The organism is Ramlibacter ginsenosidimutans, assembly GCF_016654015.1.
In the GTDB taxonomy this organism is placed as follows: domain Bacteria; phylum Pseudomonadota; class Gammaproteobacteria; order Burkholderiales; family Burkholderiaceae_C; genus Ramlibacter; species Ramlibacter ginsenosidimutans.
Genome location: NZ_JAEPWM010000002.1, coordinates 321937 through 339128, shown reverse-complemented (window position 1 = coordinate 339128; position 17192 = coordinate 321937). Strand labels below are relative to the sequence as shown.

At 63.4% G+C, this 17192-nt stretch carries 14 protein-coding genes; 3 read left to right on the top strand and 11 right to left on the bottom strand.

Annotated elements, in window-relative coordinates:
* Positions 1–23: 23 nt before the first annotated feature.
* From JJB11_RS07505 to JJB11_RS07460, 10 genes are all read right to left on the bottom strand, one after another.
* Positions 24–965, bottom strand: a complete 942-nt coding sequence (locus tag JJB11_RS07505) for a protein NO VEIN domain-containing protein (RefSeq protein ID WP_201167883.1) — start codon at positions 963–965, stop codon at positions 24–26.
* 273 nt (positions 966–1238) lie between these two features.
* Entirely contained in the window at positions 1239–4019 is a 2781-nt protein-coding gene (locus JJB11_RS07500; protein WP_201167881.1) for a site-specific DNA-methyltransferase, read from the bottom strand.
* 1 nt (position 4020) lies between these two features.
* On the bottom strand, positions 4021–7101 hold the full coding sequence (locus tag JJB11_RS07495; RefSeq protein ID WP_201167879.1) for a BPTD_3080 family restriction endonuclease: 3081 nt from the start codon (positions 7099–7101) through the stop codon (positions 4021–4023).
* 86 nt (positions 7102–7187) lie between these two features.
* A complete protein-coding gene (locus JJB11_RS07490; protein ID WP_201167877.1) occupies positions 7188–7463 on the bottom strand; it encodes a hypothetical protein in 276 nt (91 codons plus the stop codon).
* Positions 7464–7879: 416 nt separating this feature from the next.
* Complete coding sequence (locus JJB11_RS07485) at positions 7880–8155, bottom strand: NAD-dependent epimerase/dehydratase family protein (RefSeq protein WP_201167875.1); 276 nt, start codon at positions 8153–8155, stop codon at positions 7880–7882.
* A 5-nt stretch (positions 8156–8160) separates the two neighbouring features.
* Positions 8161–9534 carry an NAD-dependent succinate-semialdehyde dehydrogenase gene (locus JJB11_RS07480; protein ID WP_201167873.1) on the bottom strand — a complete coding sequence of 458 codons (1374 nt, stop codon included), beginning with the start codon at positions 9532–9534 and terminating at the stop codon, positions 8161–8163.
* Positions 9535–9656: 122 nt separating this feature from the next.
* Positions 9657–10451, bottom strand: a complete 795-nt coding sequence (locus JJB11_RS07475) for an SDR family NAD(P)-dependent oxidoreductase (RefSeq protein WP_201167870.1) — start codon at positions 10449–10451, stop codon at positions 9657–9659.
* Between the two features lie 95 nt (positions 10452–10546).
* Positions 10547–10990 (bottom strand): DoxX family protein, encoded by a 444-nt coding sequence (locus tag JJB11_RS07470; RefSeq protein ID WP_201964687.1) that lies wholly within the window; start codon positions 10988–10990, stop codon positions 10547–10549.
* Positions 10987–12405: an FAD-dependent oxidoreductase gene (locus JJB11_RS07465; RefSeq protein ID WP_201167868.1), complete on the bottom strand. Its 1419-nt coding sequence runs from the start codon at positions 12403–12405 to the stop codon at positions 10987–10989. Before JJB11_RS07465 ends, JJB11_RS07470 begins: the two co-directional genes overlap by 4 nt.
* Positions 12406–12486: 81 nt before the next feature.
* On the bottom strand, positions 12487–13035 hold the full coding sequence (locus JJB11_RS07460; RefSeq protein ID WP_201167866.1) for a Dps family protein: 549 nt from the start codon (positions 13033–13035) through the stop codon (positions 12487–12489).
* A gap of 426 nt (positions 13036–13461) precedes the next feature.
* Here JJB11_RS07460 and JJB11_RS07455 point away from each other — a divergent pair, with 426 nt between their 5' ends.
* Entirely contained in the window at positions 13462–13986 is a 525-nt protein-coding gene (locus tag JJB11_RS07455; RefSeq protein ID WP_201964732.1) for a fasciclin domain-containing protein, read from the top strand.
* Positions 13987–14193: 207 nt separating this feature from the next.
* A complete protein-coding gene (gene hyi / locus JJB11_RS07450) occupies positions 14194–14973 on the top strand; it encodes a hydroxypyruvate isomerase (RefSeq protein ID WP_201167860.1) in 780 nt (259 codons plus the stop codon).
* 18 nt (positions 14974–14991) lie between these two features.
* Here hyi and JJB11_RS07445 read toward each other — a convergent pair whose 3' ends face one another.
* Positions 14992–16122 carry an amidohydrolase family protein gene (locus JJB11_RS07445; RefSeq protein WP_201167857.1) on the bottom strand — a complete coding sequence of 377 codons (1131 nt, stop codon included), beginning with the start codon at positions 16120–16122 and terminating at the stop codon, positions 14992–14994.
* 70 nt (positions 16123–16192) lie between these two features.
* Here JJB11_RS07445 and JJB11_RS07440 point away from each other — a divergent pair, with 70 nt between their 5' ends.
* The gene (locus tag JJB11_RS07440) at positions 16193–17083 is read left to right on the top strand and encodes an NAD(P)-dependent oxidoreductase (RefSeq protein WP_201167854.1); all 891 of its coding nucleotides are present in this window, start codon (positions 16193–16195) and stop codon (positions 17081–17083) included.
* Positions 17084–17192 lie beyond the last annotated feature (109 nt).

The window sequence follows — 17192 nt, the reverse complement described above, 5'->3', positions numbered from 1 at the left end:
TTTCAGTTGGCGCGGCTTGCCACTCATACTGCCTGCGCCAAGTCTAGGCGCCAGCCACTGGGTGTTAGCTTGATCAATCCTGTGCTTTCCAAACGAAACGGGTCCTTGAAGAACAGCAGTTCCGGGTCGGTTCGCACTCTGCGGACCCTCGCAACGTAGTATTTACTCCCATAGGACTGCGCGGCCTGCCACTCGCGCGCCGAGAAGTCCACAACCCATCCGTCGCCGACGGTCGCCTTGACTTCGATAAGCCGTCGAGTTCGCCCGTCATCTTCATAGGAACAGATGTCATAGCCTTCGCCCACCGACCGAAGGCTAATCCTCTCCACTAGCGAGGCCGCTGAGACGTGACCCAAGTCCCGGAGCCGTTTGCGTTCGTGATTGAGTACGAGCTGCTCACCTAGTGCCCCGACCTCCTCACAGATAGCTTGGATCGCCTTTAGATCGGCTGGTGTGATTTTTCGACGACCGAGGCGCGCGTAGTCGTTCGACTCAAATGCCTCCACCAACGCATCGGGCGGACGAGGACGGGATTGGCTCTTGGCACTCAAAACGAACGTGTCACCTGCCGCCAACCGAGAATCAACTTCCGTCGGCACCTGCACATCTCGAACTTTCGCTTTCCCAGAAAACGGGCCTCCATAACTGTATGAACCAGAATGGATTAGGTCAGCGCTAAAGAAATACTCGGCCATGCGCGAACGATCAAAGAACGCGTGTTGCTCCGTTCCACCGGGAAAAATACTGGCCGTGGCAGTCCGCGGATTGATCAGCAGCTCCCCCGTCCCGCTGGAAAGTCCCTCACGGTCGAAAAAGCTTGACGCATTGTGCGTTTCTCCCCCGATGTGCAAACGCATACCATCAACGCCCACGTACTTGCTTTGTTCGAGAGCGACGCCGAGCACGACATCACGATAGCCGGGAATAGCTGAGAGTCCACTCTGATACGTGGTCGTGAGTTCCACCCTACGCTCATGTGGCCGATTCCTACCCGATGTCGTGACCTTGAAGGCGAAGACCCTGAGATTGACTTCGATACCATCTGATCTGAGTTGAAGCAGCATCCCGTTTCGGGGTATCCGAGCATCACTCGGAACCCTTTCAAGTTGCCAGCCGCAACAAAGCAGATCTTTCAGAACCCGCGCCATGTGGCCTCGAGGAGCTACCGCCAGTGGAACCCTTGTCATCTTTGCTGCGCTCCCGATTATTATGCGAAGGCCATTCCAGTCATTGGGGGATCAAACTCTGAAAACCTTCATAACTTCATCGCCAAGGTGATTGATCACTTTCACAGCGACTCGGCCGGACGACGGTCGAGCGAACGCCCTCGACGTATCGCTATACAGCGTGGCCCAAGCGTCTTCACTGACTTCCGCCTTAAGCGTCGTCTTCAGCGATTTGTACGGGTCGTTGGCGCCTAGAAAGTAGGCGTGGCGGACGAAGAAACTCTCTTCGTTGTAGTCGGTATCAATGAACCAGCACGCGATGCCTTCGGCGCCGTCGCTGCGCACTTCGCCGGAATTGGGGTGGAAGACATCCACGCCGTTAACTTTGATGCGCACCTGCCCGCCCTCCGCATCGAGGACATCGATGTCAGGTTCGCCGAAGATCACGAACAGATTGCCTTTCCCCGTGTTCTTCAGGTCTTCCGCCATGTGCAGGTCCGCATTCATGCGCGCTTTAAGCACCGGGATACGACCGAGCTTGTTGAATTCCGACGAGTGGGCGTCATAGTTGAAAGCACAAGCGATCAGCACATCGAAGCCGGCGTCACCGGCCTCGCGGGCGGCTGCCACCAAATCAGGCCGAGACACCGTGCCGAACTCTGGGCCAATAAAGACGGCGGCGCGCTTCTCTGTGGTGCCTTCGATGTATCGTCCGTCTGCGCAGACAAGATAACCTGGCCACGGCGTCAGCGACGTGAAGGTGACCCTGTCTTCCTTGTGCGCTTGCTGCACGCCAGCGGTCTTAAGGTTTTCGAGAATGATCTGGACGAAGTCACGTTCGGCGCTGTGTTCGGCCGTCGGCTCCGAAGCGATATCAATCAGTTCGTCGTTCTCGTCGACCGCCAGCGCACGGTGAGGCGACAGACTCTCTACGGTGAACGGGCCAGCCACGCGGACCTTTTGCCTATCTTCGTAGGGCTTGTCACACAAATGTTCGAACTCAGCCTTCGCGGCAATGGATGCGTCGATTTCGGACTGACGCCTATTGCGTTCCTGCCACCACTGCGCGTGAACCTTCTTGGCCTCATCTGGCCACTTCGCGTCGACCTTGCGAGGAATCTCCCACTCCGGCCAGTGTTTGCCGAGAGACGTGTTCAGTTGCTCGCGAAGCGCCTCAAGCCGCTGTTGATATTTCTCCCAAATCACGTCAACCTCCGCATTGCCCGCGATGGACTTCAACGTGATGTGAGGTACCCGCTCATATACAAAGCCATGGCGAACGTTGCCGCGCGTCGGCGCATTGGAGGGCGCAGTTCTTGTGATCTCGGCCTCCTTGAGCTGGCCGTCGCGACTGTCGGCAAGCAAGTAGTACGGGTATCGCGCGCCCATGATCCTCGCGCGGGCAAGCGCCAAGGCGACGCGGGACGTGTCAATCGTAATCCACCGGCGACCCCAATGCTCGGCCATGTACGCCGTTGTTCCTGAGCCGCAGGTGGGGTCAAGAACTAAGTCCCCAGGATCGGTGCTCATCAAGATGCATCGCTTCACGATTTCCACGTTCGTCTGAACGACGTATACCGGGTCGTTCTGGCCGAGGAAACCTTCCCACAAATTTCCAATCGCCACCGCTGTGGATTCATCTTGATAGCGAAGCTGTCTCAAGGCATTGCCGAATTGATCAACGCGCCCTGTCTTCAGGGCTCGTTCTAGCGACTCTGGTGTCATTCCCCACCATCGCTTACCAGAGTCGAACTTCCGCCCCTTGAACTCGATTTCGAACTTGCGGCCCGGCCCAGGCTTTGTAAGTGAAACATCGCCGAACAGGCGGCCTCCTTCAGGCAGTTTTTCCTCCCCTGATCGCTCGGTAGGAGTGAGGCGCCTGAACTGCCCGTCAGGAAACTGGATCCAGTTGAAGTTCGGATCCAATTGGTTCTCGCGTACGGTGAAAATCTGGCGGAACTTCTGTTGCTCAGGCCGCTTTGAGTACCAAATGATGTAGTCCAATCGCGCTGGAAGGCGATCCGAAGAGCCGAGGCCAGTCGCCCCCTTCGTAAATGCAATCAGAGAGACGAAGTTGTCTTCTCCGAAAACTTCGTCCAGCACCGCGCGAACACGATGCACATTCTCATCGCCAATTTGAACGAATACCGAGCCGGTGTCGGTCAAGAGGTCGCGCGCGACCGTTAGGCGATCTCGAATATACGTAAGGTACGAGTGAATACCGTCGCGCCACGTGTCCCTAAACGCTTTAACCTGCTCTGGCTCTCTCGTAATGTGCTCGGCGTTTCCGTCTTTCACATCACGGCTCGTGGTGCTCCACTGAAAGTTGCTGTTGAACTTGATTCCGTATGGCGGGTCGAAAAAGATGCACTGAACCTTTGCACGCAGTCCTTCACGCTCGGCCAGTGACGCCATGACTGCCAAGCTGTCGCCAAGGATCATTCGGTTTGCCCAGTGGGCATCGTGCTGATAGAACTCAGTCTTGGCCCCGTCGTTGGGCAATCCGTTGAAATCGGCAAACAGGTCCACTTGGTCGGTGCGAGGTTCCTTGGCTTCGCGTTGCCGCTCGGACTCGCGCCTCAGGTCATCCACCAAGACTTTGGGGTGCACCTTCTCCTGGATATAGAGCGGCGGGGCGTGCACGATTAGGTCCGACCAGTCCTGCTCGTCCTTTCCGCGCCAGACCAGTTGCGGGTCTAGGTCTTGGTTGCGGCGCGCGTACTTCACGCGGACAAGCTTCTGCTCGTCCCTGTCCATCACCGACTGGTATTCGGCGGTAGGAATGTTCCTCCGCGTAGCGTCGTCATGCGTCAGTGTCTCGACGGTTAATGAGGTGCTCTTCTTGGTGGCCATTTCAGTTGCTCAGTTCCGCTGGCTGGGCTTTGGCGGCCAGGGCGGCCGCCTCAATCATCTTGTTGAAGTCGGCCTCGACCCTCTTCGCGAAGTCCGACTGCATCTGCCAAACCTCAGTAAATTCCGCGAAGGCCCAGCGCCCGTAGCTGCCCAAGTGGTTGACGCCAGGCACCCAATACGTGTCCATCGTGGACTTCTTCTCCTTTGCGTCTTCACGCCGGTAGCCCTTAATCTCGACAATCAGATGCAGCGGGTCGTCGTCGCCATGTCCGTCGTCGACGAGCACGACGAAGTCAGGCCTGTATTGGCGCGTCTCGGAGCCGTAGCGATATGGAACCTCCAGCCCGAGGCTGTGGTTCTTGACATAGGCCTTCACGCGCGGGTGGGCCTCAGCCACACGGCAGAACTCGGCCTCCCAGTCGCTGTCTAGGATTACCCAGTTGATTTGGCAACGCTCGGCGCTGGTTTCCCAGCGGTTGGTTTTCGACGTGTTGAAGTTGACGTGTGCCGTCGTACCAACAGGGTTGTACGGATCGAGAACGGCCTTGATGGGACGAAGACCGATCAACGCACGGGTGATGCCGGCGGTGATCTTTTCGCACGCCATGTCGGCGAGCATCTTGTACTTGAGCTGCGCCGGATACGTGCCGCCCTTGCAAATCAGATGGCTTTCGAGCCACTGGCGGGCGATGCGCTTTAGCTGACCGAACAAGTGCAGTTGCGGCTCGTCGTTGGCGTCACGAAATTTGCTGAGCACGAGGTGCGAAGTTAGTTCGTACACCACCTGCGACGGACGCACGTCGCCAGTGTGAACTAGGTTAAGGTCCACAGCTTCGCCGATGATCCCAGAGTTGCGCGTTTCCGTCGCACCAACCAAATCTGGAGTCAGTTCGAGCGTGGAGTCGTCGTTGAACTCGGCATTAAGGCGCTCTTCGGGCAGTTCGGCACGATAGCCTTGAACGCGCGGGAATCGGATCTCCAGAGCATCTCGGTCGGGCCGCACGGCCTTGACCTGAATCGTCTCTCTCGGCTTCTGCGGCGGCGCGATCACAGGTTTGGCATTGAAGTCGAACGGGATCCCCAGCACGTCAGCGTACTCAACGTTGAATAGCTCGTCTTCATTCAACTCATACGACTGCCGGCGCAGCGCCCGGCCAATGACTTGTTCACACAAAAGCTGCGTGCCAAAGGCGCGTACTCCTAGCACGTGGGTCACGGTGTTCGTGTCCCAGCCCTCGGTGAGCATGGAAACAGACACAACGCATCGGATGGAGTCACCGAGGCGCCCCGGCTTGCCGACGGTGTTCATGACCTCGCGCAGTAGATCCTGATCGCTGATGTTCTGTCCGGCTTGGGCGTCGCCTGTACGCTCAACGATCTCGCGGCGGAAGCGCTCAATCTCGTCGGCGGCCATACCACGGAAGCTGTCGTCGAGTGCTTCGCCTGATTCAAGTTGCTCGCTGTCGATCAGTAGCGTACGCGGGCGACCGAGGGCGTTTCCGTGCTCGTCGTGGTTGCGAAACAGCGGCAGCCGCCCCTCGACCAGCTTGCTGCTCCCATCCTTGTGTGGTTGGCGAAAACCGGATATGTAGTCATAGACCAGTTTCGACGCCGAAGTATTGTTGCAGACGATGATGAAGCACGGGGGAACGGGGATTTTCTCCTCAGCCCAAAGCGCGAAGGTCTTTTCGTAATGCCCGTACAGCGCTTCCAGCGCAGTCTGTAGTTGCGTTGGCAAATCGAGCGGGTTCAGCCCCTCGGCGTTGCCCCGGCCCTTCTTGGGCATCTTGGCGCGGATGTGTTCCCATAAATTGCGGAACATCGGCATTTCATTGCCGGGGATGTTGTCTGCGACCGGAACGCGAGGCAACTTGACGATGCCGCACTCGATGGCATCCATCAGCGAGAAGTCGCTCATGGTCCAAGGGAACAGCGTGCCCTCGGCGTAGCCGGAGCCGCGCAGGAAGAACGGCGTGGCCGACAGATCGAACACCCGAGCCACGCCGAGCTTGCGGTTGACCGCCTCCAGCCCGGAGACCCATAGCCGCGCAGCCTCGTTGTTTTCTTCGGCCTCCTTCTTTTCATCGCCCTTCAGGTTGTCACCGTCCGCGGCGACACCGGGCTTTTCGCGGTAGCAGTGGTGCGCTTCATCGTTGATGACTAGGATGTTGCTCATGCCCATCAGGTCGGGCATCACGCGTTGGAGCATCTGGCCTTCGGTTTCCAGGGTGTTGAGCTCGGCGCCACCACGGCCTTGAAGCAGCAGTCGACCTCCCTTGGTCAACTCGATGCGCTCGCGCAGCTTGAAGCTGTGATAGTTGGTGATGACGATCTTCGCTCGCTCGATATCGCTTAGCATGTCGCTCGGCACCAGTTCCCGGCTGGCGTAGTAGCTGTCCGGGTCGTTGGGCTGCAGCACGCGCAGACGGTCGCGGATGGTCAGACCTGGTGCCACCAGCAGGAAGCCGCGGGTGAACTTCTTGCTATTCGGACGCCGCACGGCGTTGACAGTCTGCCAAGCAATGAGCATGGCCATGACCGTGGTCTTCCCGGCGCCAGTAGCAAGCTTGAGCGCCAGACGGGTGAGTTCGGGGTTAGCATCGTTGTTGGCGTTTGCAAGGTGCTCCAGGAACCGCTCACCGCTCTTGCCCAATTGGGGGGCGACTTCGGTCAGCCAGATCGCGGTTTCGACTGCCTCGACCTGGCAGAAGAACGGCCGGATGCTTCCGAACGTGTGGTGCCTCCAATGCTGCAGCAGCCGCGCGGTGTCCGGCGTTACCTTCCACTCGCTCGGGTTCTTCAGCATCCGCCACTTGTCCACCTCGGCGCGGACCCCGTTGATAATGGCTGAGTGGTATTGCTGCTCCTGCGTCGACAGGCCCTCGTCGAATAGCAGAGAATCCTGCTTGGTCGCGCCGCCACTTTGCTTCTTGGGCTTGGGGATGGGGGTGATGAACTCCGCCGGCCGGCGGCTCTCAATCACGTGCTGCGTCGGCTGCCCCGTGGCATCGAGTTCCCAGTGTCGTCTGGGGTGCTCGTATGGCGAGTTCAGGATTGGCCTGTCGAAGAATGGGTTGCTCATTGGTGTTTTCTATCCCCCAACCTAGCGAGCGCCTCCGATGTGCATGCCCGGTAGGCGAATTTGTACTGATTCTTGCCCCGATGCTATCAGCGCTCCGACCGCCAGAAGACCAGCTCCTGTATACGGGCGCGCGCCAGAGCCAGCGCCAGCGCCAGAGCCAGAGCCAGAGCCAGCGCCAGCACCTGCGCAGGGGGCCTGTGCAGGTCAGCGCCGCAGCGGCGGATGTCGGAGACACGCTTCGTGCAGCGCAACTCGCCAATGGCGGCCACGTGGTCGTCTGGACCTCGAATGGCACCGCCGCCAATCCGCACTCGGTCGTCTATGCGCAGTTGTTCGACGCCGACGACCAGAAGCAGAAGCACCGATCACGGTCTTCGCCGCACCCGAAATCAGCTACACAGATTTCACCGCAAAGGGGGCGTTGCGGGGCTGCCCGGCGGATCCGTGAGATTCCCGGATGAACTCGTCAGGTCCACCCCGCCAAGCGCCAGACGTGGGCTCGAACTCCGATCGCAGCTGCCGGAATGCCTTGCATTGTCTTGCACTTCGCTTCTACCTCTTGCGCTTCCCAACCGGGCGCACTGCTGAGCCAGGTCCAGCCGACCGCGTTCGTGCCAGTTGCCGATAAAATCCTGCTACAGCAAACCGGTGGTGCAACCGGCGTAGGCCTAGTTAACCCGTCTCGGGTTGCGCAGACTTGGGGTCAATCCCCGCCAGCCGCGCCAGACATTCCCAAGTCCTTGACACTCAAGGATTTCCGACAGGAACGTGCGCCCTGCTACATCGCCTGACTACAAACGGCGATCGAATGAAGGGCCGTCGCGCGACGTGGCGGTATCTGGTGGACGCGATGCGTGACGGTCTTGAACGTCTCAGCACCGACCGCGAGGCTGCCGGGGTCCAGCAGGTCCGCCGACACATGCCGGGGGCTCGCTGGTCCACTCGCATCTCGGCTCAGTGTGGTGATCTCCCATCCCGCCCCGCCGAAGGCGTCCAGCGCGGCGCGGCCCACCACGCCGCTGCCACCCGCAATCAGCACGTGCTTGGGTGACATTTCCATCATCCGCGGTTCACCACCACACTCTTCACGTTCACGAACTCCTTGATGCCGAAGGCGGACAACTCGCGGCCATAGCCGCTCTGCTTGACGCCACCGAAGGGCAGCCGCGGATCAGAGCGCACCGGCTCGTTGACGAACATGCATCCGCATTCCAGCGCTGCCGCCACGCGTTGCCCGCGCGCGAGGTCGCGCGTGACGACGCCACCGCCCAGCCCGAACATCGAATCGTTCGCAACTTCGATGGCAGCCGCTTCGTCGCGCACGGGGATGATGGCGGCCACCGGGCCGAACACCTCTTCGTCGTACGCGGGCATCCCCGGCCGCACATCGGTCAGCACCGTCGGCGGGTAAAACGCGCCCGGCCCTGCGGGGATGCTGCCGCCCAGCAGGCACCGCGCGCCGCGATCGACACTGGCCGTGACCTGCCGCTGCAATTGATCGCGCAAGTCGCGGCGCGCCATCGGGCCGATCTCGGTCGCCTGGTCGAGCGGATCGCCCTGCCGCACCGCCGCCATCTTCGCGACGAAACGCTTTTCGAATTCCTCGCGCACGGGGTCGACGACCAGAAAGCGCTTGCCCGCGATGCAGCTCTGCCCCCCATTGACGAGCCGGGCTTTCGCGCAGATCGTGGCCGCCATGTCCAGGTCCGCGTCCTCGAGCACCAGATAGGCGTCGCTGCCGCCCAGCTCCAGCACGCACTTCTTGAGCACCTGCCCGGCCTTGCTGGCCACGGCGCGGCCGGCGTCGCTGCTGCCTGTGAGCGTGACCCCACGCACGAGTGGATGCTCGATCACTGCGTCGACGCGGCTGCTGCCGATCAGCAGCGTTCGAAACAGATGCTCAGGTGCGCCGGCATCGCGCAGGATGCGTTCCAGGGCGATCGCGCAACCGCACACGTTCGACGCGTGCTTGAGCACGATGGCATTGCCCGCCATGATCGCCGGCGCGAGGGCGCGAAAGGCTTGCCAGAACGGGAAGTTCCACGGCATGACGGCGAGCACCACGCCAAGCGGCTCGTACACGACAAAGCTGTCGTGCTGGTCGTCCGTCGGGACGGACTCGCGCGCGAGCATGGCCGCGCCTTGCTCCGCGAAGTAATCACAGCAGTCCGCACACTTTCGCGCCTCCGCCACCCCGTCGCGCACGGGCTTGCCCATCTCGGCCGCCATGAGTTGCGCCCATTCGTCGGACCTGGACCGCAGCAGGTGCGCCGCCCCGCGGAGAATGCCGGCGCGCTGGTCCATGGACGTGCCGCGCCACTGGAGATGGGCTGCGTGCGTGACGCGGACGATGTCCGCGACTTCCGAGGAGGACATCTCCTGGTAAGTCGAGAGGATGGTGTCGGTGGCGGGGTTGATGGATTGCAGCGGCATGGGCCCTCCGGTGAGGCGACGACAAGGAGCCAACCGTTATAGCGAGACCAGCGTCTCCATGTGCGATGAAGATCGGTGGACGTGGCGCTCACAGCGGATCCGTCCAGCGCGGCCCGCAGGATTCAGGCGATTGAGCGCAAGACTCCGCCATCCACGCGCAGCGCGGCGCCCGTGGTGGCGGAAGCCTGCGCACTGCACACGTACGCGATCATCGCGGCCACCTCGTCAGGCGTGGCGAAGCGTTGGATCACCGAGGATGGCCGGGCTGATGCGAAGAACTCCTTCTCGACGGTGCCGGCGTCCACCCCGCGATCAGCTGCCATCTTCGCAACGAATCCGCCCACGCCCTCGGACGCGGTCGGACCGGGCAGCACGCTGTTGACTGTCACACCCGTGCCCACCAGCGTCTCGGCCAAACCGCGCGCGATGGCGAGCTGTGCGGTCTTGGTCATTCCGTAATGGATCATCTCCGTGGGGATCTGCAAGGCCGACTCGCTGGAAACAAAGACGATCCGGCCCCAGTCTCGCGAACGCATGCCGCCCACGTAATGCCGCGAGAGGCGCACGCCGCTCAGGACATTCGTTTCGAAGAAGCGCAACCAGTCCGCATCCGGGATTTGCTCGAACGGCTTCGGCTCGAAGATGCCGACGTTGTTGACGAGGACGTCGACCTCCGGCACCCGAAGCAACAGTTCATCACAGCCCGAAGCAGTGCTCAGGTCCGCGGCGATACCGTCGACCGCCGAACCGGGCAGCTCGGCCCGGAGCGCATCCACTGTACTTTGCACACGCTCGGACGTGCGTCCGTTGACGGTAACTCGTGCGCCCTCGCGTGCCAGGGTACGGGCTGTCGCCAACCCGATACCGGCAGTCGAGCCCGTGACCAGCGCGCGCCTGCCTTTTAAACCCAGCTCCATCGATCACCTCGCCTACTCTGCGGATCAGCGCATTGAACCAAGACTTCCGCCATCGCTGCATCCTGATCTTCCGCGCGCGACGGTCCCAAGCGCGCTCAGTGCGCGCCCAGCGGCGGCGACGGCAACAAGGCGAAGAACCCGTCACCCAGCAGGAACACGGCGAACAGGGCCGCGGCCCAGAACGCGGGATATTCCCAACCGCCGTCCTTGTTGGAAAAGAGCCAGCCGTTGTGGCCGTGCACCTTCACCACGGTGCCGATCATCAGCGGCACCAGCAGCAAGGCGACGTAGCGGGGATAGATCCCCAGGATCAGCGCCGCCGCCCCACCCAGTTCCGCGGCGATGGTCACGTAAGCGAACCAGCCCGGCAGGCCCAGCGACTTGAAGAAGGCCACGGTCCCCGGGACGGTGAACACACGCACCTTCAACATCGCGTGGGCGATGAACATCGCGCCCAGACACAGGCGAAGCAGCAGGATGGCATAGGGTGCGGTGCCGGTGTCGAGCATGGGAGCCTCCTCGTTGGAGTCACGCATCATGCGCGCTTCCGTGAATCCGCAACTGGCGGGGTGGGCGCCGCGGCGAAGAGAACGGTGAGCCCCTCGGCCATCGTGGGATGGGTCAGCACGCTATCGCGCAAGGCGGTGTACGGCAAGCCCGCCAGCATCGCGGTCTGCACCACTGCCACCAGTTCACCCGCTCCCACACCCACCGCCGTGAATCCGAGCAACTGGTCGCTGTCGACGGCCACCAGCGCCTTGAGGAAGCCGTGCGGTTCGGACAATGTTCGCGTGCGCAGCACGGCCGCCATGGGAATTTTCGCCACGCGGTACGCCACTCCAGCCTTCCGCGCCTGCGTTTCGTCGAGTCCCACGCGGCCAAGTTCCGGATCGGTGAACATGCAGTACGGCACCACGCGTCCCTGCGTCGTGCGCTTCCCTCCCGTGAGGTTGGCGTGCACGATGCGGAAGTCGTCGAAGGCGACATGCGTGAATTGCGGGCTCCCGGCGCAATCGCCCATCGCCCAGACGCCCCGCGCCGTCGTCTCCAGGCGTTCGTTGACGCGCACATAGCCGCGCGCGTCCAGGGCGATCCCTGCCTCCTCCAGCCCGATGCCCCGCGTGTTCGGCGTGCGGCCCGCGGCGACAAGGAGGTGGCTGCCGCTGATCCGCTGCGGCCCCGCTGGGCCTTGCACATGGAAGTCGACGCGATCACCACTGCGACCGTCCACGCGCTCCGGCTTCACGCCGGCCAGGATCTCGATGCCCTCCGCCTCGAAGCGCTCCGTTATCGCCTGCGCTACGTCGGGATCCTCGTGGCCGGCGATCTGAGGGCCCTGTTCGATCACCGTCACGCGGCTGCCGAAACGGCGCCAGGGCTGCGCCATCTCCAGGCCGACGTAGCCACCGCCCAGCACGATCAGGTGTTCGGGCACGACGCCGAGTTCCAGCGCTTCGACGTGCGTCAAGGGTTGGGATTCAGCGAGACCCGGGACGGCAGGAATCGCAGCATGCGTGCCAAGATTCAGGAAGACGCGCTCGCCCGAGCAGACCTGTGTTCCGCCCTCACGCAGCGCGACCTCGATGCTCCGCGGCGCGACCAGGCGACCTTCACCCATCACCAATGCGGCCCCGCTGGCCGCATAGTTGCGGCGGTGCACCTCGATGAGGTCCTGGACCATCCTGCGCTTGCGCTCCCGCACGGCGCCCATGTCCACGCGCGCGGGGCCGTCGGGCAACCCGAATTCCGCGCCGCGGCGAGCCAGGGCGGCAACATGGCCGCTGTAGATGATGTTCTTGCTGGGAAGGCAGGCCACATTCGGGCAAGAGCCGCCGATCAGCGCGCGCTCGATCACCACGACCCGCAGTCCGGATTTGGCCATTGTCCACGCGAGATACTTGCCCGATTCCCCGCTGCCAAGAACGAGGATGTCGCAGGACTGGCTTGCAGGCATGGAATGCCTCCTTGCGCCGTTGGGCGCTGACGCTACGCTTCGTCCCCGCGACCCCGGAGGCGACCGCGCCTCCACCGGCCCCTAGTGACCGGCCGAATCGCCGGAGCGGCTCGCTTCGAACAGGAACCAGGTGCGCCGCTCGGTCTCGTCGATCCAGACCTCGATCAGGCTTGCGCTCGCGATGTCGCCATGCTCATCACAAAGGCCGTGTGCTTCACGCAGTCGTGCCGCGAGCGCCTGGTTGTCCTCGCGCAGTTCGGCGAGCATGTCGATCGGCTCGACATATTCGGCGTCGTTGTCGGCCACCCTTTGCGTTCGCGCGATGTGCCCGATGGAACGCAGCGTGGGTCCGCCCAGCTTGCGAACGCGTTCCGCGATGGGATCGGTCATGGCGAACAACTGGTCTGACTGCTCGTCCAGCATGAGGTGGTAATCGCGAAAATGCGGCCCACTCATGTGCCAATGGAAATTCTTGGTCTTCAGATAGAGAGCGAATACGTCGGCGAGCACGGCGTTCAGCGCCGCGGAAATGTCGCGGGTGGCCTCTGCCTTCAGATCGGTCGGCGTCCCGAGGGGAGATTTGCGACGCGCGCGTAGTGTTGCAGCATCGCTGGAAACCTGTCTTGTCATTTGTGGGCTCCTGTCTGCGCTGTCCGATTTCATCCTACGCCCCGGGGCGCTCAGCAGCGCGCATCTTTCTTTTCCAATGGCCAGGGACCGATACTGAACATCGGCCACGCCGAAGGAACACAACAGGAGCTCTCCCGTTCGCAGTCCAGCCGCCGTCATCGGCCACGGCTCGCCACCATTGCCGCGCGGAATAAAGATTTTCGAATCCAGTTGCCCGCATCGTACGTATAGGAGTGCGGGCCAGCACTTCTGCGGCCCCACTTTCCAGAAACGGGGATTTCCATGCAACGTCATCTTTTCGCAATCTGTGCCGCTTCCCTTCTCGCAGCTGCTGCGGGTCCGGCCCTCGCCGACGGATACGGTCAAGGCGTGCCGGTCGACAGGAACGCGTCCGTCGCCGGGACGAACGCTGCAGTGGCCGCCGCAATGGGCGATGCGCCCGCCGCTGCGCGTTCGATGGGTGCGATGGGCACCAAGATGGTGGGCGGCGCCGCCATGTACCCGACCAGGGACATCATCGACAACGCGGTGAATTCGCGCGACCACACCACGCTCGTCGCTGCCGTCAAGGCGGCCGGCCTGGTGGACACGCTGAAGACGCCCGGTCCGTTCACGGTGTTCGCGCCGACGAATGCCGCGTTTGCCATGTTGCCCGCCGGCGCGGTGGACAACCTCCTGAAGCCGGAGAACAAGGCAACGCTCGCGCAGGTGCTGACCTACCATGTCGTGCCGGGCCGGCTCGACGCCGCGGCGCTCGCCGGCATGATCCGTGCTGGCGGGGGGCATGCCACGCTCAAGACCGTCGAAGGCGAGCCGCTGACGGTTTCGATGCGCGGCAACGATATTGTCGTGAGTGACGTGAAGGGCGACGTCGCGACCGTCACGACCTCGGACGTGTACCAGTCGAATGGCGTGATCCACGTCGTCGATCACGTCCTGCTTCCGGGTTGATCGGGTGAGCCCGGGGCGCCTCAAACGGGGCACCCTGCGAAGCGACGCCTGCGGGCGATGTCCGTCGCCCCTGGGTGCGCAGAGTCACGCCAGCGCACGCGCCCTTGGCGCCATTCCCGCGCGGAATAACGCTAATGCGCCCGCGCCCGCTTCCGCGGCGGGCGGCCTGCAGCGACGATCGGCCGTTCGATCCCAGGAGACCAGGACATGCCGCGCTTCGCTGCCAACCTCACGATGCTGTTCACCGAGGTGCCTTTCCTCGATCGCTTCGAGCGGGCGGCCCGGGCCGGCTTCACCGCCGTCGAGTTCCTGTTCCCGTACGCCTGGCCTGCCACGGACATCCGGCAACGGCTAGCCGCACACAAGCTTCAGCTCGTCCTGCACAACCTGCCGGCGGGCCACTGGGACGCGGGCGAGCGGGGCATCGCCTGCCACCCGGACCGCGTCGAGGAGTTCCGCGCTGGCGTGGCGCAGGCGATCAAGTACGCCTCCGCCTTGGGCGTGCCGCAACTCAATTGCCTCGCGGGCAAGGTGCCGGCCGGCGTCGACGCCGCGACCGCGCACCGCACGCTCGTGGAGAACCTGCGCTTCGCGGCCTCGGAGCTGAAGGCCGCAGGCCGGCGACTGCTGGTCGAGCCGATCAACACCTTCGACATCCCGGGCTTCTGCGTGAACCGCACGGACCAGGCCCTGGCGCTGCTGGACGAAGTCGGCGCCGACAACGCGTTCGTGCAGTACGACGTCTACCACGCACAGCGCACCGAAGGCGAGCTGGCGGCGACGCTGCAACAGCACCTGGCCCGCATCGGCCACATCCAGGTCGCCGACAACCCGGGACGCAATGAGCCCGGCACCGGCGAGATCAACTACGACTTCCTGTTCGCGCACATCGATCGCATCGGCTACCGCGGCTGGATCGGCTGCGAGTACAAGCCGGCGGCCGGCACCGAGGCCGGCCTGGGCTGGAGGCAACGGCTCGCGCTTTGATGCGCGGCCGCCGCCGCGCTACTTGATCTTCAGCAGCTTCGCCGCGTTGCCGCCCACGATCAGGTCGCGCTCCGCCCTGGGCAGGCGCTTGACCTGCGCGACCATGCCCAGCGGATCGTCGTCGCCCATGTCGTAGGGGTAGTCGGTCCCCAGCACCACGTGGTCGGCGCCGAACCGATCGACCAGCCGCTTGAGCATCACGGGGTCGTGCGTGATCGTGTCGAAGTAAAACTTTTCCAGGTAGCTCGAAGGCGGCCGCTTGATCACCGTGCGCGTGTCGGGGCGCGCGCGCCAGGCGTGGTCCATGCGGGCCCAGTAGTGTGCGAGGTAGCCGCCGCCGTGCGCGACCAGCACCTTCAGCTTCGGGTGGCGCGCCATCACGCCGTCGAAGATCAGGTGCGCCACGGCGACGGTGGAATCCAGCGGGTTGCCGATCACGTTGTTGAAATAGTGGTCGGTGAGCCGCTCGCCCTGCGTGTAGCCCAGGGGATGCAGGAAGATCAGGATGCCCAGCTCCTCGGCGCGCGCGAAGAACTTCTCCAGGCCCAGGCTGGGGTCCGTCAGGTCCTTGCCGTTGACGTTGGTGCAGACCTCCACGCCGCGCAGGCCCAGGTTCTTCACCGCGTAGTCGAGCTCGCGCACGGCCAGCTCGGCGTTCTGCAGCGGCACGGAGCCGAGGCCCACGAAACGGTCGGGCGTGTCCGCCACGATCTTCGCGATGCCTTCGTTCACTTCGCGCGCCAGTTGCGCGCCGTGGTCGGGCTCGGTGAAATAGAAGAACTGGAACGGCGCCGGACAGACCGCCTGGATGTCCACGCCCATGCGGTCCATGTCCTTCAGCCGCTCGGCCACTCCCGTGAGCTTGGGCGCGCGCGTCTTCATCTGTTTGACGTTCGTCTCGCGCGTGAGCGCGTTGGCGAAGATCACGCTGGGGTCGTACTGCCCGGGGTTGAGGTCGGCCGTCTTCGCATTGACCTCGGGGTTGAGGTAATGGCAGTGCAGGTCCACCACCTTCATCTTGCCCTTGCGCGTGCGCGCGACGGCCCGCGTGGCCATCGCCTTGAGCGGCGTCGCCCGCGCGGCGGCCGAGCGGGCTGGCGCATGGTGGTGGGTGGGATCGGTGCAGCCGGCGGTGCAGGTATAGAACACGGGGTTTTTCTCCTTGGTCTCGTTGTTGATCCTATGATAATTTCACGCTTCGCCACATCGGGAGATCACCATGAAGCTGGGCATAGCGGGCACGGGCAAGATGGGCAGCGCCATCGCGCGCAGGCTGCTGTCGCTGGGACACGAGGTGACGGTCTGGAACCGCACCCAGGAGCGCGCGCAGCCCTTGCTGAAGGACGGCGCGAAGTGGGCCGCCACGCCCGCGGCCGTGACCGCGGCTTCGGAAGCGGTCATCACCATCCTCACCGACGCGAAGGCGCTCGACGACGTCTACTTCGGCGCCGATGGCCTGCTGGCGCAGGGCGCGCAAGGCAAACTGTTCATCGAGATGAGCACGGTGCCTCCGGCCAAGCAGCAGGAGATGGGGCCGCGGGTGAAGGCCAAGGGCGCCTCCTACGTGGAATGCCCGGTCGGCGGCACCACCGGCCCGGCCGCGCAAGGCAAGTTGTTCGGGTTCGCGGGCGGCGACGCGCAGGACCTGGAGCGCGCGAAGGATCTGCTCGGGCAGTTGTGCCGCCGCGTGGAGCACGTGGGTGGCTACGGCGATGCCGCGCGCATGAAGCTCGCGATCAACCTGCCGCTGATGGTGTATTGGCAGGCACTGGGCGAAGCGCTCTCGCTGATCGAGCCGCTCGGGCTGGACCCGGCACGCATCGTCGACATCCTCGCCGACACCTCCGGCGGCCCCAACCTGCTGAAGGTGCGCGGCCCGGCGATCGCCCAGGCACTGAGCGGACAGGATGTCGGTCCCGCCAGCTTCGACCTGGCCAGCATGCGCAAGGACGTGAAGACCATGCTGGAGCAGGGGCTCGCGCAGCACTACCGCATGCCGGTGACCGAGCAGACGCTGAAGGTGTTCGAGGCTGCGGTGGCTGCGGGGATGAAGGATGCGGATTGCACGGCGGTTCCGGTGTGGTGGTTGCAGGGGGCCGGCAAGAGCTGACGAAATCGGATCTCGCAGGCTGGCGGTGAGCCGTAGGCGAACCCCAGCTTGTGGCGCCGAACAAGCCGCTGGGGTTCGCTGCGCTCACCGCCAGCCTACAAAGACCGGC